The following is a 20,085-nucleotide window of genomic DNA, read 5'->3' on the forward strand; positions in this document are numbered from 1 at the left end:
GGATGTTTCCATCTTTGCCGAAGTTACTAAAAAAGAAGTACCTAAACATGCTAGCCATACCAATATAGAAGAACCTGAGCTTACTATTTCATGGAATGAAGTTTCAATCACAGTTAAAGATCATCGAGCAGTTCCTATGGCAGCAGAGCTTTTGAACCGGTTGGTATCATCATGTTAAAGCGTATGACCGAAGATGCGACTCATATTTACCTGGCCATAGGACCTACTGATTTTCACAAGCAGGTAGAATGGCTTTTAGAAGGTCTTTCTATCGAGCAAAAAAAGGCCCATCATGAGGTGAAAATAAGTGGAAAAAATTCATGTTTTTACCACTAAAAAATGACAAAAAAAATGCTTTAAATCCTTGTAAAATCAGCACTTTTCGACTACTTAAATGCCCTGAAATCATAGAGAAAAAGCGTAAAATATGGTATACTTTTCTTAATGAAAACAAAGGAAATATGCCAATGACTGATCGTGAAGAACTTCAAAAATTACTTGCTCTACTAGCTGAAAAAGAACGTATAATTAAAAAAAGGGATCAGAAAATCATCGATCAGGAAAAGCTGATTGAAAAGCAGAAAATCCAGATCGAACATATGATTCAAGCTCTGCTTCATGCAAGGAAGAAAATTTTTGGAGCATCGACTGAACACACGCCAAAGGATGGACAAATGAACCTTTTCGAGTCTGTCCAGGCACTGGCCGAGGAACTGCTCAAAGAGCAGAAAAAGATTACGGTCAAGAGTCATGAAAAAACGCCTCGACAACCTGGGGTAAGAGAAGAAATGCTCGCCGGGTTGACTAAAGATGTCGATGAATATTTAATTCCTGAGGATACTGACTGTCCTAAGTGCAGTAGTGAACTGAAGGTCGTAGGAAAAGAAATAGTAAGGACCGAAGTTGAATTCATTCCTGCGAAGCTGAAGGTAATACAGATTGTAAGGCAAGTGAAAAAATGTACAAGTTGTGGCAAGAAGAACAGCGAGAACAAAATACCTGTATTCGTTAAAGCACCGGTTCCTGTTCCAGTACTTCCTCATTCCATTTCAACGCCGTCGCTTGTGGCTCAGGTTATGTACCAGAAGTTCGGATTAGGCCTTCCCTTTAACCGACAGGAGAAAGACTGGTATCGTAGGGGATTAATTCTTCCAAGGGCGGTCATGGCACACTAGACCATACGATGCAGCGAAGAATGGCTGACGCCAATTTGTGACAGGATTCACGAGCAGATTCTGGCCTGCGAAGTATTGCACATGGATGAAACGAGAATCCAGTGTAACAAGGAAGATGGTAAGAAAGCCAGCAGTGAATCCTTCATGTGGGTCATGCGAAGTGCCGCCAGCGAAGCCATACAGGCTGCCTACTTCAGCTATTCAAGGTCGAGATCCACCGAAGTTGCCAAAGAACTGGTTGGTGACTACACCGGTTATCTGATTACAGATGCCTATGCAGGGTATAACAAAGCTGGTGCTTACAACAGCTTTGAAGTATTCCGTTAATCAAAGGCAATATTTGGAAACCTTTATGACAGATGGACGGATCCCACTTTCCAATAATCTTTGCGAGGCCAATATTAAACCCTTTGCTACAGCAAGACGTGCATGGCTGTTTGCTGACTCTCCCAAAGGTGCGACAGCCAATGATGTCTTATATACAATAGTAGAATCTGCAAAAGCTAATGAGCTTGATCCGTACGAATACCTAAAGTATTTATTGGAAGAAATGCCAAACAATGATTACCTTCAAAATCCAGAGATTTTGGACAAATATATGCCCTGGTCAGATGAGCTAGTGGATCGTTGCGGACTAAAAAGAACATATAAAAAGTGCCTCAATAAATGATATCTCTATCATAGCATGAATAGGTAAGATTGCATATGACGCCTTCTTTTGAAGCACTAACCTATCATACTATAAAAAGTTATATCAAAACTCATATTAAATCTTTAGGTATTCCCAGGGGCAACGCTCACTTATTTAGACATACAACTTTAACAAAATGGTTATTACAAGGAAACAGTACAATGCTTGTCATGATGTAGGCCGGACATAAAAAGTCAGAAACAACAGAAAACTATTTCCATTATTCCAATGAATTAAAAGTAACAGGCTTTGATTTCATGGAAAATAACATATTGTTAAGTATGATACCACTACCAAGAATGAACACAAAACGGAATAAAAGAACTAGACAATAGAAAAAACCAGACTATAAAAACAAAAAGAAGGGCTATATGCCCTTCTAATTGCTTTAATTTACAACTATGCTATTAATACAAGAGACGAGACTCGAACTCGCGACCCCTAGACCCCCAGTCTAGTACTCTAGCCAACTGAGCTACTCCTGTAAATCCTGTTGCTGTCTTATAGTATCATTGACTAAAATACTTGTCAATATTTTTAACATGGATTTCTTGGAAACTTTTTTCTGCCTTGGTTCTGATGGCTTAATCTACTATTAACATTTTTTGAGACTTATGATTATTTTCCACTATTTTATACTAGACATTAATGTTATAATAGCTTTATGGTAACCTTGTTTAGATAATACCAATGATGCGAAAGGGGTGAGCTATCGGAGGAAACTCTGATAACAACATGAAAATACTAATATGCGATGACAGTATGACTGTCCGAAAAAAACTGATTCAATCTATAAGAGCCGTTAAGGAATGTGAGATTATTGAGGCGAATAACGGTGACGTGGCCGTTCTGGCCTATAAAGAGCATAAGCCTGATCTTGTCTTTATGGATATTATGATGCCCCTCAAAGATGGTTTGGAATCCCTTGCTGAGATTATCCTTGAAGATGCCAACGCCAAAGTGGTGATGCTTTCTTCTGTCGGTACAAAAAGTAACTTGCAGACCGCGCTTAAGATAGGCGCTATTGACTTCATCCAGAAGCCTTGTGAAGAAAACCGATTAAAACAGTTAATAGATACTTATGGTGGGGAGGCCTAGTCTTATGTTTAGTGCATTTTTTGGAAATTACTTATTGAACAAAGGGATCGTGACCGGTGAACAACTGAGTCAAGTAATGGAAAACCAAAGGATTATACGCCTTAAGCTGGGTATGTTGGCGATTAACGCCGGGTATATGAACGCCCGTCAAGTGGACGAGATTCATGAACTACAGGCCTTTAAGGACAAACGGTTTGGCGATCTTGCTATAGAAAAGGGTTACCTCACATCTGTACAACTTGACGCATTATTGAAGCAGCAAAAGTCGGAGCACCTACTTTTAGCGCAAGCCCTTATCGATGATGGTCTCATTACCATGGAAGGTTTCGAAAAAGAAATCAACAGTTATAAAAAAGAACATGATTTGACCGATGAACAACTGGATGCCCTTAAGGACAACAATGTAGAAATGGTGGTCCATGCTTTTCTAGCTTTTGGAGAAAGCACGTTGTCCAAGCATTACAGTGATTATGTAACGCTTTTCCTCAAAAACATGATTCGTTTTATCGATGCAGACCTTCGTATTGACCGTGTAGAAAAAATAGACACCATACAACTGCCCCACTTAGTTCGACAAACCATAACCGGTGATACACGCATCTTCACAGGACTATCAGGCGAAGAACTTCCTTTTATAAAACTGGCAGGTCGATATGCAGATGAACATTTTGACAAGATTGAAGATTACCCGATTGATGCGGCCGGTGAGTTCCTTAACTTCCACAACGGTCTCTTCACCGTTAACTTATCGGATGAAGGCATTGAGATGACATTGGATGTTCAATCTTATCTGGAAGACTCCACTCTAACGCCATCCAATCAACTCTATCACATCCCTATCTATACAAGTTTTGGTGTTATTGATCTCATTATCGGACAATTATAGACGTTTAGATATGATATTTTAACCAAGGTATAATAAAAGTTCACCTATATGGAAAAAGTCAATTGTTTGACCTCTACCCATACAGGTGAACTTTTTCAAAATCGCTCTCTATAGCCACAGCGCTGACATAGGGCTTCTGTTAATAGGCCGGTCTCAAAGCCTTGTATCATGGTCTTTGTCCTCTTTTTCTCCAGAATCTCTTCCATGGTCTCACCAAAAATATTACCTAGCACCACAGCCCCTTCCGCATCTAGGCAACAAGGTACCACTTCACCATTGGCCAATATACCAATCTGTTGTCTTAGACCATAGCAGGTACCTGACTCATGAAGAATCTTCCCTTCCAGACCAGGCCATTTGAAAATATAACTTTGACTAAGATAGAGTCGTTCTTTTAACTTCAAGCCTTTTCCTTCGGGTAAGGTTTCTACAAGATTTTCTTGAAGATCAAAGGCCGTCTTAATATGACATAAGACCTTCTGATTCTTTTCATACATAGGACTTCCTAATTGGCTTTGGTCCAGATTCCACAATCTAAGCTCAAAAATCATGGGGCTGGTTCTTAGTCCTTCTTCTATAAAATCCGTCACCGATTCTAAATAGGCTTGATGTGCCTGCTGATTATCATCATGGCCATTGTCAATTACTTCAAAGCTTTGAAGGGAGATGCTAATCTGTCTTAGGGCTTTGGCACGAAGAAGGATCTCTTTCTGAAGCTGTAATAAGGTGCCGTTGGTGGTTAGATTCACTTGGAATCCATGGTTATGGGACATCTCAAGTAATAAGTTTAACTGCTCATGAAGCAAAGGCTCACCTTTAATATGCAAGTAGATATACTTACCATGACCTTTGAGCTTATTTAAGGTAGCTTCAAACTCTGAAGGTGTCATAGTCCTTGGTACTCTCTCTGACGGTGGACAAAAGGTGCATGACAGATTACATGTATTGGTGATCTCAATATAGATTCTTTTAAAGGTTTTCATATGTCTATCCATTCTATTTTAATCTTAATCTATTCTTTTATTATGCCTTATGCGTCATACAATATAAGTTGAACTTAGAAGACTTAGTTTTAACCCTCTCACCATACTATAGCTATTATGTTCTAAAATCAAGTCTTCTTTTTATATACTCTGATATCACTTTATATGGCCAGATGTAAACAGATATAGCAGAATGAATCATGTATCGTATTGCATGGCATCTGAAACTGCTATATAATGAACTCATCTATGCAATAATTTCTCAGTTATACACTTATGACACAAGGAAGGTACAACTATGGCATTCATTACACTAGAAAACTTAAGTAAAAGCTACGGTATGAAAACACTGTTTAAAGATATAAGCTTTGTTATTGGCAAAGAAGACAAGATCGGCATCATCGGTATCAACGGCACCGGTAAGTCCACCTTACTGAAGATCATCGCCGGACTGGAGTCCATGGATACCGGACAAAAAACCATGCCTAAAAATACAACCATCGAATATCTCCCTCAATCCCCTCAGTTCTACGACGATTTAACCGTCCTTGAACAAGTCTTAAAAGGCGATTCTCAGACACTTCAGGTCTTACGTAACTATGAAGCTGCCCTGTTAAAATCTGCTAAGGCGCCTTCTGACACAAAGGTTCAGGAAGCCCTGATGAAATGCTCGGAAGAGATGACCCATCTGGACCTATGGGATCTGGAGAGTCAAGTTAAAACCATCCTTACTAAGTTATCTATAACGGACTTTGAACAACCGGTCAAGCAGCTATCAGGAGGACAAAAAAAGCGTCTTGCCTTAGCATCGGCACTCATTGTACCTTGTGATCTCTTGATTCTTGATGAGCCTACGAACCATATGGACAATGCCACCATTGACTGGCTGGAGTCCTATCTGGAACGTCGCTCCGGTGCTCTACTTATGATTACCCATGACCGGTATTTCCTTGATAGAGTCACCACCCGCATTGTCGAGATTGATCATGCTGCTATCTATACCTATGATGGCAATTACACCACTTTTCTTCAGAAAAAAATGGAACGTATGGCCATGTCTGAATCCTTAGAACGTAAGCGTGAAAACCTCTACCGCAGAGAACTGGCTTGGATTCGAAGAGGTGCAAAGGCTCGAACCACTAAGCAAAAAGCCAGAATTGACCGCTTTGAGACTTTGGAAGATACTTCCCATCTCAGAGACGATTCACAAGTTGAGATCTCTATCGGCTATACAAGGCTAGGTAAAAAGACCATTGAACTGACGTCGGTCAAAAAAGCCTACGATGACTTGTTGCTTTTTGAAGGCCTCAGTTATACTTTCCTACCCGATGACCGTGTGGGTATCATCGGTCCAAATGGTGCCGGCAAAACTACTTTACTAAACGGCATTCTAGGTAATGTACCTTTAAGCGACGGTAGTATTGAGCATGGGCCTACCCTAAACATCAGCTACTTCTCCCAAGAAGCTCAAGACATGAATGAAACACTTAGAGCTATTGACTATATTAAAGAGACTGCGGAATACATCTCCACTGAAGATGGGTACAAGTTATCTGCTTCTGCTATGATGGAGCGGTTTCTTTTTGACAGCGAGCTTCAATATGCTCCCATTAACTCTATGTCCGGTGGCGAGAAAAGAAGGCTCTATCTCCTTAAGAACCTTATGATGGCACCCAATGTGCTGGTTCTTGATGAGCCTACCAATGATTTGGACATTGACACCCTGAAGGTTCTTGAAGCTTACTTAGATGATTTTAAGGGTATAGTCATCGTCGTCTCTCATGACCGGTACTTCCTTGACCGGGTCTGTAACAAGATTTTCTCCTTCGAAGCCAATGGTCAAGTGGTTGTTTTTACCGGCAACTATACGGAGTATATGGCATATAAAGAGGTACACTTAGACGATAATATAGAAAAAAATACTGTTTCGTCTCAGAGTAAAACAGGTAAAGTCAAAACCGATCGTCTAAAAATGACTTATCAGGAAAAGAAAGAGTATGAAACCATAGAAGCTGAGATGGAAGACCTTGAAGCTCAACTGGGTCAAGTTGAGAATGCTCTCTCAGCTTGCCATAGTGACTTTGTTCTCTTACAAGAACTGAGCACAAAAAAAGAAGCCCTTGAAGCGCTTCTTTTAGATAAGATGGAGCGGTATGAATATCTAAGCGACTTAGATGCTCAGATTCAGAGTCAGTAATATGGTTAAGGTGTTTATTACTAAGACCTTGGTACAACCGGAATAAATAGGCGGCTGTTTCTTGCTTGTCCTTCTATCGACATGACCTCTAGGTGATAAGGCAAAGCTTCTTTGTAAGGACTTGCTGGCAAGTAATGGTTATAGATATAGGACATAAAATAGTCGATTTGACCAGTGTCTTCAATCATATCAAAGAGCAAGTAGGCCATCTTGGGAATTTTCTTAATCAGATGGCTTTCACTTTGGGCTTCGCCCCTGCTTTGTTTACCGATAAAATTCATATAGCCTTTTGGGCCTTTGCTTAGCCAACTGACTTTGTATATTTCTTTGGTATTGTCTGTGTCTAAACCCGCCAGTTGTTCTCTGGTCATATGGCGCAAAGTCTCAAAGGGGTTCTCTGAGAAATACCCGATGCCTAAGAGCTCTAAGTCGGACATGAACTTTAACATCGGCTTACGGTTATAAGAACTAACAAACCATAGATAGGCTTCATCCATTCTTTTAACGCCTGTAAAGACGCCTGCCTCCACTTCTTTTCGAATAGCGGAAGGTACTTTTCCAAATACAGCGCTACAGGCCCTTCCAAAAACTTCAGGACTACCAAATCCGAATTCATAGGCCGCTTCAATAATCTTACAGGATTTTTCTTCCATATAATGAATGGCTTCTGTAACTTTGCGTCCGCGGTAATAGTCATAAGGGGACAAACCGGTCATCTTTGAAAAAAGCCTGGTAAAATGGTATTTGGAAAAACCGGCCACATCCGAAATCTGATCCACGCTTAATTTCTCTTTAAGGTGATCTTCTATATAATTAATCGTATGCAGTACCATTTCCATATCATGCATCGGCTCTGACCCCCAAAGGACATCGTATTCTGATCCACGCATCTTCTTTTTCTCTCGGATGGACAATGATAAAGTAAGGTTCAATGATGTAGTCTTTTATTAATTCTACATCTTCAAGGTGCTTTAGCCAATCCTTAGCAAACTCATCTTCTGTTAATTTGACGACCAACCATTTGTCAGGGTCAAAAGTCATGGATGCTGACGGGTAGGTGACGTTCGCCCCATCTTGAAAACGGTTGCCAAGTAGCACCATGGCCTCGTGATCGTTCAGGCCAGAATCCATAATGCGGACCTCATAAAAATGGTTCTTTTTCATTACGTTGGGGTGATTTTTCAGATGTTTTTCATACAGTTGCGCATAGGTGCTATAGATGGCGTATTCCATGATGCCCTCTTCTTTTTTCACCGCTGCTTCTGACCATTCCGAACTGCCTTCCCATGCTTTTTCCAGCTGCTCGCCCCATAGCTCTATTTTTTTCTCAAACTGTTCGCCCCAAGCTTCCATCTTATCTCCGAATTCTTCGGCTTTGAATTCAAAGTTCTTGGTCCACTCTAGGGCACTTTCTTCCCATTTCTTGGCGTTTTGTTCCAAGTGACGGCCAAAGGATTCCATTAGGTCACCGAATTTGTTAATGGCGCCTTCAAAGTTATGCATGTGTTTCTCATCTTTTTGGTAGCCTAGATTTTTAACGCCTGATAATGTCGAGCTATAGGCTTGGTGCTTAAGTTCTCCGTATAGAACAACACCGGATAAATGCATGGCTTCTTTTTCTGCTATTTTGATTTTCATAAGAACATCTCTTTTCTTTTTAGATTTTGTTGGTTGTTCTTATTATGCCAAGTTTTTACTCTTTTTGCTTGATGAATCATGCCAAATATGGCAGGTATGTGGATAAAATTGACAAATACTGCCTTTTCAGACCCACTTACTATCATCCTGTGCTATAATAATCCTTGATTTATAAATGCTTATTTTATAAATCTTGTTTTATGAGTGCTTATTCTATTTTCGTACTATGGAGGTTCCAATGTCAAGAACACAACTAAGAAAAGATATGATTCTTCAGGGTTCACCCTTAAAGGCTCTCGTTACATTATCCATACCTCTTATGGTAGGTAATCTTATTCAAACTCTTTATAATCTAACAGATGCTTATTTTGTTGGAAAACTGGGCTATATTCAGTTTTCAGCTATTTCCTATATATGGCCCATTACTTTTATCTTCTTAGCCTTTAGCATCGGTATGACCAGCGCAGCCACTTCTTTGATTGCTCAGTCCATCGGTAAGAATGAACATAAAAACGCTGTTACTTTAGCCACGCAATTTTTTATCATTTCACTTATTGCCGGTACTATTTTTGCTGTTATTGGTTCTGCCATGACACCTTTTATTATAAGGCTTATGGGGGCTGAAGGTGCGCTTTTTGACTACAGTGTGGCTTATCTGAAGATCGTTTTCTACGAAATGCCGATTCTCTTTCTTTTTCATGTCTACAAAGCCATGCGTGAAGGTATAGGGGATACCAAAACACCCACTTTTTATCTGGGTATTTCTGTTGTTCTAAACATGCTCCTCGATCCTTTGTTCATCTTCACTTTCAATATGGGGGTAGAAGGTGCTGCTTATGCAACGGTTCTATCTAAGCTTTTGGTCATGGGCTTTATGCTTTATGAGATGTTTAAGCCTAATGATAGTCTATATATTGCCCTTGACCAGTTGAAAGTTTCCATCAAGAGTATGAAGAATCTGTTTGAGATTGGTATTCCTGCCAGTATCGGTCAAACGGTTTCTGCCCTTGGCTTTGCGGTTATGAACAGTTATGTGGTTTCTTATGGTGATCCCACTTTAGCCGCTTTTGGTCTTGGCAACCGTATTACCTCACTGGTTATGATGCCGGCTTTTGGTCTTGGTGCTGCTTTGGCCACTTTTGTCGGTATTAATATAGGTGCCGCTCAATACGAACGTGCCAATAAGTCAGTTTTCACCGCCATGTCCTTAGGCTTTGGCTTACTCAGTTTCGGCAGTGTCATCCTCTATATCTTTAGAATACCACTTATACGTCTCTTTATCAGTGATCCTCATGTTATTGATCTGAGTGATCGGTATATGACGGTCTTGGCCTTTGTTTTTCCACTTATGGCCATTATACAGGCTCTACTGGGTGCTTTTTCCGGATCCGGTCACAGCTTATATGTTCTTTTTCTAACTCTTAGCCGTTTATGGCTGCTTCGCATTCCTATGATTTTATGGGCCAAAAATTATACTAACTTAGGCAGTGACGGCGTCTGGTATGCCATGTTGGTCAGTAATGTGATTGTCTGTATCGTCGGCATCTTCATCGTACTACAAGGCAAATGGTTACGGCCGACACTTAAATTATAGTTACTAATCTCGTTTAAAGGTGGTATAACGATTACCATCTGAATGAATTACTTTAAGGCCTACTTTACTTGCGATGTAGGCCATTGTTTTTGGGGTATAAAATGAGATATGACTCATGTCACGCATATAATGCCAACCCAAGAAATAGTCATCATCATTCTTATGAAATAGTGTCATCACCGCCAATATGCCATCCGGTTTAAGTAAAGATGCAAACAGTTCAAAATAAGGTAATGGATCTTCCAGATGTTCTACGACTTCTGTGGTTGTGATCAGGTCATATTTTTGATTCTCATAGACTTTGTCCGGTGCATAAAATAAGTCGTAGATGTCCACTTCATAACCATGATGACGTTCAAGAATCTGAGCCAATACCGGTGAGGGGCCACTCCCAAAGTCAAAGGCTTTCTTGCCTTCATTTGTATAGTCAAAAACTGCGTCTTCCAAAAAACGATAGAAAAATGCCACATATCTTGGATCATCTATAGAGTTGTTGTGGTTGTTATAGATCTTTAATGCTTCATCTTCGGATACCAAGTCATTGGTATCTTTTGTGATCAACTCGCAATGAAAGCAACGGTGATAAGTCACATCAAACTTTTCGTGTCGAAAGGGCTGGGTCTCATGGTTACACAGGATACATCTATGCATGATGGCTGCTCCTCTCATAGAAGATTACTTCCGGTCTAGATTCTACAAAAGGTATGGCGTCTTTCCTACAATATATAGACAGTCTATGTAAAGCTCTTGTCATGGCAACATACAGCAACTTGGCGTCTATCTCATTCTTATCAAACTTGTCTTTTAGAGTTCCCACAATAACACAATCAAATTCAAGGCCTTTTGCCAGATGGGCCGGCAATACCACAATCCGATGGTCAAAATGAAGCACCTTTTCATCAATGAGGACGATGTCCATATCACATGCTTTGATCAGCTTCATATGGATGAGCCTTGCTTCTTCTGATGATTTGGTTACAATGGCTATGGTGGTAAACCCATCTTTTGTTAGAATATTGATTTCATCCACAATGCCTTGAACCAGATTTCTCTTTGATTCATATGATTTGATGGTGGGTAGTTGACCATGTCTTACAACCGGTTTTGCCATAATCAGCTTCTCGGAGGATAATTGCTTTAAGACATCATTCGCTAAGTTCATAATCTCTATGGTGGTTCTATAACTTTGTTCTAGGGAGAGATAGTTAACTTCTTTATTAAAAATACCGGTTTTTACATAATCCCAATCTTTAATAGCCCGGTACATATGGATACTCTGAGACAAGTCACCTAGTATGGTGAATCGATCAGTTTTTAGAACTTTTCTTAGGACATGGAATTGAAAATCACTAAAATCCTGAGCTTCATCTATAACAGCGTATTTGATCTCATAGACATCGTCCAAGCCAAATATCTGTTCCTTAAGATACACCATGGCTGCAAGGTCTTCCACTTCAATCCTTTTTTCTGCAAAAAGTCGATTGGTTTCATCCATTATGTAGGTACAGAGATTGGGGTCGACAACTTCATTCTCCAAGTTCAGCTGGTTCAGCTGGTCCATCTCTTCTATGAATTGTTTATAAAAGCCGAGCAAATCATTTTTTATAACTTTTTTCATGTAGCTGTTGGTGGCGTTTCTTCCGTTCTTCTTTAGAACCTCTAACTTATGATCTCTCTCTTCAATAAGCCCCATCACTTCATGGCGTCTCTCATCAGAAGGCTCTTTGGTATCCATGATCCGTTCAATTCTTTTTTCATAATCCAAGGATAGATTCTCGACTAATTTTTTGGTTGTGTTCCTTGTAAAGTTCGCCAGATATTTTTTTATGGTATCCATTCTTCTGTAAAAAGGTTGATGGTTATAGCTTTCATAGTACATTCTCCGGATTTCTTCGTTGCCTAGGACCATGTGCTCACCGATATAATAATCTTCTTCCGGTAGGATGGCTATTTCTAGTGCTCTTAAATAAGCATCTAGTATTTTTTTCATATACATGCTGTTTTTGAACGCTGATGCTTGCTCAATCCGTGCTTTTTCTTCATCGGATAAAGCCAATGCATCGTTTCTGATAAGGGTATTGAGTTTTTTATTCGAATCGGTTAATTTGAATTTCTTACCAATCCACTCAAACATCAGGTCAATGTATGTGGTTTGCTTGACTTTATCTGCACCCAGTTCCGGTAATACACCGGATATATAATCTAAAAACAGATTATTTGGCGCAATAATCATAAAATCATAAGGCTTGAACGTCTCTGAATATGTATAGATCAAGTAGGCAATTCTATGTAGGGCGATGGTGGTCTTACCACTACCTGCAACCCCCTGAACGATTAAGGGTCGGTCTATGTCTGCACGAATGATATCATTTTGCTCCCCTTGTATGGTTGAGACAATGTCTTTTAGTTTTTCTCCTGCATGGTTTTCTAATGAAGCTTGTAGAAATGCATCTGTTGTGGAGATGTCCACATCCATAAAGTCAATAAGCGCCCCTTCTTCTATGGTGTACTGACGTTTTTTGGACAAATCTATCTTGAATTCTTTGTCGTTGACTTGATAGGCGACTTTTCCAAGGCGTCCATCATAGTACACACTGGCTATAGGCGCACGCCAGTCAACCACCATTGGTGTTTCCATGGTTTCGTCTCTTAGTGAGACTTTACCTATATATAATTTTTCTATATGGTCTTTGCCTTCTTGCTGAATATCCATACGAGCAAAATAAGTCTTTTTCCTAGCGTTTAGCAATAATTCAAAGTTTTTTTCCAATTCATCTAGGAGCTTTGAGTTGAGCATAATACTTGAGTAACTCAAACTGCTATCTAGATAGTCTAAATTGACATAAGCGTCTTTGATATCCTCTTTGAATTGTTTTCGGTTATCCACCACCGTTGCTATGGTTCTTTCTAGATAGGCTTGGGTTTCTTTTAGCCTTGTTTTTTCTGCCTCAAATTCTTTGTCTTTGAACTTTGCCATACTTATATATCCTTCTTTCCAAATCAGTTAACTTTCTCATCTATATCCTACTTAATTGACACTTCAATTAAGTTAAGTTAAGCCTCTTTTATATCGACTATAGATTATAACATATTTCTATCTATAATCAAAATGACTCACTGATTCATCTGAAATCGTGAGCCATTCTAGTGAGACTATTCTATTCTTCTAAAAAGTATTGAACTAGTTTATCATATTCATCTTGTACCAAATAACACGTATCCGTAAGGTATCCCTTTTCTAACTCAAATGTTTTTAAGCCTCTATAATAAAACTGCTTATGGCGCTCGTTAATAATGAATGGCATAATTCCAAACTTCAAACATTCTTTAAACATAATAATTCTTCCTACTCTTCCATTTCCGTCTTGAAATGGGTGTATACATTCAAACTTATGATGAAATTCTAAAATATCTTCAAACTTGACTTCATCCAATGCGTTATAATCTATAACTAACTTCGCCATCTCACCTTTTACTTTTGATGGTAAAACAGTCTTATTATCCCCGACCATATTAGGTTTTTGCTTATAGTCACCTACACTAAACCAGTCTTTTCTACTGTCTGATGTATTAGATTTAATGAGCTTATGGAATTCTTTTATTATAGATTCTGTTAATTCTTGATCCGCAACGTCAATCATATAATCAAAACATTGGAAATGGTTAATCGTTTCGATGATATCATCAACCGGAGTCGCCTCATCCTTAGGCATTGCAATCGTATTTGTTTCATAAATATATCGTGTTTGATCTTCTGAAAGTACACTTCCTTCAATTCTATTAGAATTATAAGCCAATTTGATTTGTGTCTGATGATAGAGCCCACCTTTTAGCTTCATTTTTTTTTCTTCTCTAAAAAGATTTAATAGTGGCTTTTCTAAGTCATATTCCATGTGCATAATATCCCCTGGTTGACAATTTAATACTTTACATATGTCCTCAATGACTTTCATGGAAATCGCCTCATTTTTTGATAGCTTTGCAATAGTTGCAGAAGATATTCCAAGTTTATTTTTTAAATCCATCTTTGTAATTTTTCTTTCAGAAAGCATCTCAAATAATTTTTTATATTGAATCGACATAATATCACCTCAATAACAGTATATCATATTTCTTCATATATATAAACTTTATCATATATATCTTTATATAAATAAAGTTTTATTGAGTCTATTAGAGAAATCGTCTAATTTTATAGAAGATTTTTTAGCTCTTTAATTATTTGCTAGATTAAAACTGCACTTCCACCAACATAGACCTGCATTGTATCATCACCTTCAACCCTTACTTTTACCATTATTTTTGATGGTCTCTTCATACTATAGCCTTGCTCTATGACAAAATCTCCATGGAATTCATGCTTTTGATATTTCATCAAGTAAGAGGCTAAAGCTGCATTGGCTGTTCCTGTTGCAGATTCTTCATTGATACCATATCTTGGAGCAAAATTCCTTACATGTGCCTCGCCATTAGATAGGGTTTCTAAACAAAAAGCATGAATACCGACGACATCATGCTTTCTGCTTATAGCGTTAATCTTTTCAAGATTAGGCCTAAGCCCTAATAAGGTCTCTAAGTCTTTAACTTGTAAGATGATGTCTTTAAGACCTGTTGATACAATCTGTATTGGCATGTCGCCGATATAGTCTCTCAGATGACTGTCAAAACATCCTGCAATCTCATTTTTATCCATGATCTCATAAAACTTGGGTGCATTCTGCTCCATATAAACATAGTGATCAAGTATCTGAAATTCTAGAATGCCTGCCTTTGTTTCTTGAATATAATCTCCAACCCTAATGATGCCTAGGTCTCTTAATAAGTTAAAGGTAGCAATGGTGGCATGTCCACATAGATCAACTTCATCCGTTGGGGTAAAAAATCTAACTTTAAAATCAGCTTTCGTTGATTTCATAACAAAAGCCGTCTCAGAATAGCCTACATCTTTTGCAATTCCCAGCATTTGTTCTTCTGATAATGAATCCGCATCTAAAACAACACCGGCTAAATTGCCACCATCTACACTGTCTGAAAACGCAGTCACTCTATATATATGGTTTTTCATAATCCGCCTCCTCCGTTAATAATTTAGCTTTGCCATAGGATTTTCATTTTTGTTATTTTTTCTAATACTTTTGGAACTTTGCTTTTTTATGAGTATAAAAAGTTTAAATCTGAGCTTCTTGTGTCATATTGTATCCTCACCCTCAGATTGTGTTTCTATACTTGGATTTCTTTTTATACTTGTTATGAATATATAACCAACTGCTATCATAGCAAGCAGTGAAACGTATTCGTTCTGTATAAAGAAAGGAATTGAAATAACACGTATGATTTTTATAGGATTAAAATATAAAAAGTATTGAAATGCTATGTATACCATTGGTAGACCTTGAATAATTATTTTCCACCATTTTATGGTCCATTTACCACTCTTTTTTATCTCTTCAATAAGGTCTGCAACGCCTATTATTGCACCAAATAAAATGAAATACAAATAATATACTATAAGTCTAAAATACATATTTGCGAGAATCGTATCACTATACTTTTCATCAAAAAAATCTATGTTCATTATAAAAGTATGAATATAGGTTCCAATCACCAAATAACTTATGAATATGAGACTCGTAATGATAATCTTTCTATTTTCCTTCATCCTAAATACCTCTCCTAATTCTTATTATGGCTCATTTACATTTTACTTAAGTTAACTTTTTACGCTATCGAACCAGAGTAACTATCCGAGACCACTGGTTGCTCACTTTCCATGCTTGCGAAAAAATTTATAAACAATTACTCCAATTACAATCACAATTATCCATGCAATTGTCACTGTAATTAGATAAGGTAAGTTATCCAAAGTAATTCCTCCTTTGCAATAGTCTTCAGTCTTAATATATGGTTTGTTAGATTTCAGGGCCATTGACACCTTACTCCTTATAATTGTTAGATTCAATCAACGCAGCACCCTTGTTTAAATATACTTAATAAACAGAGTCATCTATTTCAATTATTTTATTGTAGTAATCAGCGGCTTTTAAATAGCTATTATTCTTCATATAACATAATAGTCAGCCATTTCATTGTAATATTAAAATTTGATATCGTTTCGTGCTAAAAATAATGTAACCATGTAACTGACATTCGTCATAGTTTAAAGCTCTTGGCAATAGTCAGAATATCATTTTCGTCGATTAAATCGGTATTAAAAAACACTTCATGTATCGTTGTCTTGTCTTTTATAAGAAAAATATATGTCCAATTTTCAGTCCTTATATCTTTAGATGCAGCTGGTGGTGAAATAATAATCTTTATTTTGTGTGCTTCGGTAAAAAAGCCATCCAACTTTTTAGATTCAATTATTTCAGAGTGATTTGGTAGCAGTCTTTTTAACGGATCGCTATTATCTGAATAATATGATTGGATGTATAACCCTCCAACTTCTTCATTCTCTATCATAAAATATAGTGTTCCAGTCTCAAGCTCTTTATAAGACCAATCCTCTGGTATAGAGATTGAATAATACGGGGTTCTAATTTCTTGTTCTAGGTTTAAATCACTCTGCTCAATGTTACCCTTTTTATTATTAATGTTTTCTTCATCTTGAGTATTCGTTATTTGTTCCTGATTTAAAGCATCGTTTGGAAACTTCACTTTACAAGCCCCTATTTGAAAATAGGTATAAGAAGTATTTTTCTCATAGTAACATCACCTTCCTTATTATTCTTTATCTTTACCAATCTAAACCTTGAAATACTATTAATAACGGCGCTAATGTTTGTACTAATTGATATCTTTCACTATGGCAACTATTTACAAGACGAATATGACTCTGTACTATAGGTGATTTATGGCGATAATAATAAATCTTGATATTCTGTTGGTTAAAAAAAATGAAACTAAAGAATCTAGCTGAAGAAATGGGAATTTCCTATATCAATTTTTCAAATATAAAAATGGGGGAAATTAAAGCAATTCGTTTTTCTACTCTAGATTCTATTTGTAAAGCATTAAACTGTCAGCCTGGTGACATTCTTGAATATACAGATAATAAAAATTAATTAAAAAGGGGATAGATATTTCATCCCCTTTTTTAATTTTAAGGAACCAATTGCAAACTGCGTTCTACAAGAATCTGAATAATAATCTGAACTTGAGCCACTCGTACGCTATGCTCTCTCAGAGTGTAATATTCAGAATCGAAACGGTTTGCCCATTTATATTTACATATCCATAAAATCTTGCTAAAATCTTCAATCTTACATTCAGTCTTCTTTTATTTATGAATACGCGATACCCTTGCTTTTATTATACTAAAAACATACCTGAAATTTAGTAATTTAAAGACTTTAAGAGTTACTTAGCTGTCACTATTTTAATTATTTTTTTCTTCTCTTTTTCTCAAAATCAAATACATCTCAAGTATACTCTTTCATTTTCTATTTAGCATACCTGAGACTCTTAAATATGATTCGCTTAGTGGTTGTATTATATCGTTTTAATGCTTGACTTTTCATGGCTGGTTTTCTTATTTAACATAAAAGATGGTATTAAAAAATATCCTGATAGAAAAAATGATACTCCCTTAAAAGCTGAAGAATCCTGAAATATATAAATTACTGAAACGTGTCTAAAACTATTTGTACCTATTGCTATGCTTAGCATGTCTGGCAACCAAATTAGTAGTGTAAAACAAAAAAATGCCAGAAAAAATAGTAAATTGAGCACCGATATTTTGAAGGTTTTTTTCTTAAAATCGTTTGTGATAACAATAAAAAATATCACACCAAATAGAAAAATTAGCATTACCTCGACGAGACCTGCATACTCACGTATTACATATGTTTTAATTTTGATAAAGCTCATTATCACTATAAAAATAATAATGATCTCCACTCTTAATTTCTTACTCATCATCTTCTCACACGCTATATATTGAAGCTAATATAGCATCTTCCTTTCCATATTTTTACTGTTTCTCAAAACAAACTATAGCTTATACCTCAGTAAATGAGTTATACAAAGATGAGCATAAAATCATCTTTATATATTATTCCATTCACATTGTATCACTTTATTCAGTGTATAACTAGTACACACTCCTAGTGAGATTAGTCCAATATAACAATTACTTTCTTTTAGATAAAGTCAACTAAAATAATTTGAGACTATACTATCTTTTCCTAATAAATGATTAACTTACGTTATTTCTAATTCTAATTTTAATTTTAATAAACACGTGTATATTCAATAGCAAACTAAAAATTATTAATTAATCTATTAACCATTCAAGTGTTGGTGTATACCAAGACGATCCTCCATGACTAATTCTGCCCCGTGCATTAGCCTGAATTCTTGTTGAAGTAGTCAAATCTGTAACATTAGTATATAAGCCTTCTATTTTAGCAATGTTTTGATAAGTATATAGATTATTGTAAACAGTTGATGAATATGTATATTTCCCTCTAGAAACCCAATTATAGCCATAAGCATCGCTATACTTGTCTCCATTAGTATATTCAGTCAACTTAATTTCTCGGGGAACAATACCTATTGCAACGTTACTAAATTTTCCGGAAATTTTTTTAATCTTGTGCAAGTTATAATATATATTATTTCTCTCTGAATAGGTACTAACATACTCGACACGCAGCCATATCTTAGCATTGTAACCAGAATTATCCCACTTCCAGGTTTCAGGCGTTCCTCCACCACCAAAAGACTTTACACTATTTGGTGTAGTACTTATTTGAGTATCAGCTAGAATATTTGCCACAAAAGTTGTGTCAACATCACCATTATTCTTTATTTCTTTTTTTATTTTCTGAATGGAATATTTGACATCTTCAATTTTTGATCCGTACTTGTTCCCTTTCTCATCAGTTAGTGTTTCCCAAGTATCTTTATATTGATGGTTAAAATTCTTATCCTCATTTATTTTGCTATTCATTCTTGTAACTAATTCGTCTTCATTTATAATTTCTTTTGTAATGAATGAAACATTTTTTTATCTGAATCTTTTGCACTCACAGTAAAAGATACCGTTAGCATTGTAATTACTAGCATAATTATTGAAATTCTTTTCATAGCTTACCTCTTAGCTTTCTTCTAAAAATATAGTTACGTGGTTTATGGTTTCAGAAATATACACGTGGTTTATTCTCTACTTTAGTATTTTTAGTTTTCAACTATCACATTTTTAGTTCTTCACAATCCTCATAAAGAAATCCTCAACAATGAGATTTCCATATTACCAATGCACACTTAATATAGCTTAGTAATACCTAGTTCTTGAAACTACACTTGTACTCTCCATTAAAAAATTGTTGACATACGTGGATGCATAAATCTTTGTTCTGTACTGATAACCACTACTCACATTCCAGTAACCGATACAGTAGCCATAGTCATTATAGATTGTTTTATTCCATGACTTTACCGTATACCATTTACCATTACGATTTTGCTCAAGAGCAACAGTAATGGTTATTCTATCAACTCCTGGAGCAATGACATTCCCAGCCGCTTCGGCTCTTCCCGAACTATTGATTGTTAGAGATGGCGCAATCTCTGCTATGGTTGCCCACCTTGGTTGAATTTCTACTGCATTGGCAGTTGTGCCAACCACAAAACTAATAATCAGTAATAGAACTAATGGCTTTGATACTTTGCTGAACATAAAAATCACCTCCTTTACTATATATACAAGAAAGTGATCAAAAACGTGACGTTTTTATGAGATTTTTTTTATTTTTTTTGATATTTCTATCATTTCATTTTCTTTTATGTCAGAAGTCATTGAAAAAAACACTTTATCATT

At 36.7% G+C, this 20,085-nt stretch carries 17 protein-coding genes, 1 tRNA gene and 1 pseudogene; 7 read left to right on the plus strand and 12 right to left on the minus strand.

The window, feature by feature from the left end; translation table 11 throughout:
• The first annotated feature begins 674 nt into the window (after positions 1 to 674).
• A pseudogene (gene tnpC, locus AC6F8J_RS06565) lies at positions 675 to 1,502 on the plus strand (IS66 family transposase).
• A 25-nt stretch (positions 1,503 to 1,527) separates the two neighbouring features.
• Positions 1,528 to 1,845, plus strand: coding sequence for a transposase domain-containing protein (locus AC6F8J_RS06570; protein ID WP_500721933.1), 318 nt, complete (start codon positions 1,528 to 1,530; stop codon positions 1,843 to 1,845).
• Between the two features lie 432 nt (positions 1,846 to 2,277).
• Here the strand turns inward: AC6F8J_RS06570 and AC6F8J_RS06575 are convergent.
• Positions 2,278 to 2,351, minus strand: a tRNA-Pro gene (locus AC6F8J_RS06575).
• Between the two features lie 250 nt (positions 2,352 to 2,601).
• On the opposite strand from AC6F8J_RS06575, the gene AC6F8J_RS06580 reads away from it, so the two are divergent.
• Together AC6F8J_RS06580 and AC6F8J_RS06585 are read left to right on the plus strand one after the other, a co-directional pair.
• The gene (locus tag AC6F8J_RS06580; RefSeq protein WP_500721934.1) at positions 2,602 to 2,964 is read left to right on the plus strand and encodes a response regulator; all 363 of its coding nucleotides are present in this window, start codon (positions 2,602 to 2,604) and stop codon (positions 2,962 to 2,964) included.
• Positions 2,965 to 2,968: 4 nt separating this feature from the next.
• Positions 2,969 to 3,850 carry a hypothetical protein gene (locus AC6F8J_RS06585; protein ID WP_500721935.1) on the plus strand — a complete coding sequence of 294 codons (882 nt, stop codon included), beginning with the start codon at positions 2,969 to 2,971 and terminating at the stop codon, positions 3,848 to 3,850.
• 95 nt (positions 3,851 to 3,945) lie between these two features.
• On the opposite strand, the gene AC6F8J_RS06590 is transcribed toward AC6F8J_RS06585, so the two are convergent.
• Positions 3,946 to 4,833 (minus strand): radical SAM protein, encoded by an 888-nt coding sequence (locus AC6F8J_RS06590; RefSeq protein ID WP_500721936.1) that lies wholly within the window; start codon positions 4,831 to 4,833, stop codon positions 3,946 to 3,948.
• A gap of 298 nt (positions 4,834 to 5,131) precedes the next feature.
• Here AC6F8J_RS06590 and AC6F8J_RS06595 point away from each other — a divergent pair, with 298 nt between their 5' ends.
• Complete coding sequence (locus AC6F8J_RS06595) at positions 5,132 to 7,030, plus strand: ATP-binding cassette domain-containing protein (RefSeq protein WP_500721937.1); 1,899 nt, start codon at positions 5,132 to 5,134, stop codon at positions 7,028 to 7,030.
• A 20-nt stretch (positions 7,031 to 7,050) separates the two neighbouring features.
• On the opposite strand, the gene AC6F8J_RS06600 is transcribed toward AC6F8J_RS06595, so the two are convergent.
• Both AC6F8J_RS06600 and AC6F8J_RS06605 read right to left on the minus strand, forming a co-directional pair.
• Positions 7,051 to 7,920 carry a helix-turn-helix domain-containing protein gene (locus AC6F8J_RS06600; RefSeq protein WP_500721938.1) on the minus strand — a complete coding sequence of 290 codons (870 nt, stop codon included), beginning with the start codon at positions 7,918 to 7,920 and terminating at the stop codon, positions 7,051 to 7,053.
• Positions 7,871 to 8,668 (minus strand): hypothetical protein, encoded by a 798-nt coding sequence (locus tag AC6F8J_RS06605; protein ID WP_500721939.1) that lies wholly within the window; start codon positions 8,666 to 8,668, stop codon positions 7,871 to 7,873. The genes AC6F8J_RS06600 and AC6F8J_RS06605 overlap by 50 nt, the downstream gene beginning before the upstream one ends.
• 238 nt (positions 8,669 to 8,906) lie before the next feature.
• Here AC6F8J_RS06605 and AC6F8J_RS06610 point away from each other — a divergent pair, with 238 nt between their 5' ends.
• Entirely contained in the window at positions 8,907 to 10,262 is a 1,356-nt protein-coding gene (locus AC6F8J_RS06610) for an MATE family efflux transporter (RefSeq protein WP_500721940.1), read from the plus strand.
• Positions 10,263 to 10,265: 3 nt separating this feature from the next.
• On the opposite strand, the gene AC6F8J_RS06615 is transcribed toward AC6F8J_RS06610, so the two are convergent.
• The 6 genes from AC6F8J_RS06615 to AC6F8J_RS06640 form a co-directional block, all read right to left on the minus strand.
• On the minus strand, positions 10,266 to 10,913 hold the full coding sequence (locus tag AC6F8J_RS06615) for a methyltransferase domain-containing protein (RefSeq protein WP_500721941.1): 648 nt from the start codon (positions 10,911 to 10,913) through the stop codon (positions 10,266 to 10,268).
• Complete coding sequence (helD, locus tag AC6F8J_RS06620; protein ID WP_500721942.1) at positions 10,906 to 13,239, minus strand: RNA polymerase recycling motor HelD; 2,334 nt, start codon at positions 13,237 to 13,239, stop codon at positions 10,906 to 10,908. The genes AC6F8J_RS06615 and helD overlap by 8 nt, the downstream gene beginning before the upstream one ends.
• Positions 13,240 to 13,420: 181 nt before the next feature.
• A complete protein-coding gene (locus AC6F8J_RS06625) occupies positions 13,421 to 14,344 on the minus strand; it encodes a helix-turn-helix domain-containing protein (RefSeq protein ID WP_500721943.1) in 924 nt (307 codons plus the stop codon).
• 143 nt (positions 14,345 to 14,487) lie between these two features.
• Complete coding sequence (locus AC6F8J_RS06630; RefSeq protein WP_500721944.1) at positions 14,488 to 15,327, minus strand: PhzF family phenazine biosynthesis isomerase; 840 nt, start codon at positions 15,325 to 15,327, stop codon at positions 14,488 to 14,490.
• 123 nt (positions 15,328 to 15,450) lie between these two features.
• Positions 15,451 to 15,921: a hypothetical protein gene (locus AC6F8J_RS06635; RefSeq protein WP_500721945.1), complete on the minus strand. Its 471-nt coding sequence runs from the start codon at positions 15,919 to 15,921 to the stop codon at positions 15,451 to 15,453.
• A 491-nt stretch (positions 15,922 to 16,412) separates the two neighbouring features.
• Positions 16,413 to 16,919: a hypothetical protein gene (locus AC6F8J_RS06640; protein WP_500721946.1), complete on the minus strand. Its 507-nt coding sequence runs from the start codon at positions 16,917 to 16,919 to the stop codon at positions 16,413 to 16,415.
• 239 nt (positions 16,920 to 17,158) lie between these two features.
• On the opposite strand from AC6F8J_RS06640, the gene AC6F8J_RS06645 reads away from it, so the two are divergent.
• Positions 17,159 to 17,326 (plus strand): helix-turn-helix domain-containing protein, encoded by a 168-nt coding sequence (locus AC6F8J_RS06645; RefSeq protein WP_500721947.1) that lies wholly within the window; start codon positions 17,159 to 17,161, stop codon positions 17,324 to 17,326.
• 1,211 nt (positions 17,327 to 18,537) lie between these two features.
• Here AC6F8J_RS06645 and AC6F8J_RS06650 read toward each other — a convergent pair.
• Together AC6F8J_RS06650 and AC6F8J_RS06655 are read right to left on the minus strand one after the other, a co-directional pair.
• The gene (locus AC6F8J_RS06650) at positions 18,538 to 19,215 is read right to left on the minus strand and encodes a hypothetical protein (RefSeq protein ID WP_500721948.1); all 678 of its coding nucleotides are present in this window, start codon (positions 19,213 to 19,215) and stop codon (positions 18,538 to 18,540) included.
• Between the two features lie 324 nt (positions 19,216 to 19,539).
• Positions 19,540 to 19,944 (minus strand): hypothetical protein, encoded by a 405-nt coding sequence (locus tag AC6F8J_RS06655; protein WP_500721949.1) that lies wholly within the window; start codon positions 19,942 to 19,944, stop codon positions 19,540 to 19,542.
• Positions 19,945 to 20,085 lie beyond the last annotated feature (141 nt).

The sequence above is a fragment of the Petrocella sp. genome, from assembly GCF_059865615.1.

What these genes read in the sequence shown, in the direction of transcription:
- AC6F8J_RS06655 (WP_500721949.1), bottom strand. Translation starts at nt 19,944, where the DNA reads ATGTTCAGCAAAGTATCAAAGCCATTAGTTCTATTACTGATTATTAGT.
- AC6F8J_RS06570 (WP_500721933.1), top strand. Translation starts at nt 1,528, where the DNA reads ATGACAGATGGACGGATCCCACTTTCCAATAATCTTTGCGAGGCCAAT.
- AC6F8J_RS06615 (WP_500721941.1), bottom strand. Translation starts at nt 10,913, where the DNA reads ATGCATAGATGTATCCTGTGTAACCATGAGACCCAGCCCTTTCGACAC.
- AC6F8J_RS06610 (WP_500721940.1), top strand. Translation starts at nt 8,907, where the DNA reads ATGTCAAGAACACAACTAAGAAAAGATATGATTCTTCAGGGTTCACCC.
- AC6F8J_RS06605 (WP_500721939.1), bottom strand. Translation starts at nt 8,668, where the DNA reads ATGAAAATCAAAATAGCAGAAAAAGAAGCCATGCATTTATCCGGTGTT.
- AC6F8J_RS06635 (WP_500721945.1), bottom strand. Translation starts at nt 15,921, where the DNA reads ATGAAGGAAAATAGAAAGATTATCATTACGAGTCTCATATTCATAAGT.
- AC6F8J_RS06650 (WP_500721948.1), bottom strand. Translation starts at nt 19,215, where the DNA reads ATGAATAGCAAAATAAATGAGGATAAGAATTTTAACCATCAATATAAA.
- AC6F8J_RS06630 (WP_500721944.1), bottom strand. Translation starts at nt 15,327, where the DNA reads ATGAAAAACCATATATATAGAGTGACTGCGTTTTCAGACAGTGTAGAT.
- AC6F8J_RS06595 (WP_500721937.1), top strand. Translation starts at nt 5,132, where the DNA reads ATGGCATTCATTACACTAGAAAACTTAAGTAAAAGCTACGGTATGAAA.
- helD (WP_500721942.1), bottom strand. Translation starts at nt 13,239, where the DNA reads ATGGCAAAGTTCAAAGACAAAGAATTTGAGGCAGAAAAAACAAGGCTA.
- AC6F8J_RS06590 (WP_500721936.1), bottom strand. Translation starts at nt 4,833, where the DNA reads ATGAAAACCTTTAAAAGAATCTATATTGAGATCACCAATACATGTAAT.
- AC6F8J_RS06645 (WP_500721947.1), top strand. Translation starts at nt 17,159, where the DNA reads ATGAAACTAAAGAATCTAGCTGAAGAAATGGGAATTTCCTATATCAAT.
- AC6F8J_RS06600 (WP_500721938.1), bottom strand. Translation starts at nt 7,920, where the DNA reads ATGCGTGGATCAGAATACGATGTCCTTTGGGGGTCAGAGCCGATGCAT.
- AC6F8J_RS06625 (WP_500721943.1), bottom strand. Translation starts at nt 14,344, where the DNA reads ATGTCGATTCAATATAAAAAATTATTTGAGATGCTTTCTGAAAGAAAA.
- AC6F8J_RS06585 (WP_500721935.1), top strand. Translation starts at nt 2,969, where the DNA reads ATGTTTAGTGCATTTTTTGGAAATTACTTATTGAACAAAGGGATCGTG.
- AC6F8J_RS06580 (WP_500721934.1), top strand. Translation starts at nt 2,602, where the DNA reads ATGAAAATACTAATATGCGATGACAGTATGACTGTCCGAAAAAAACTG.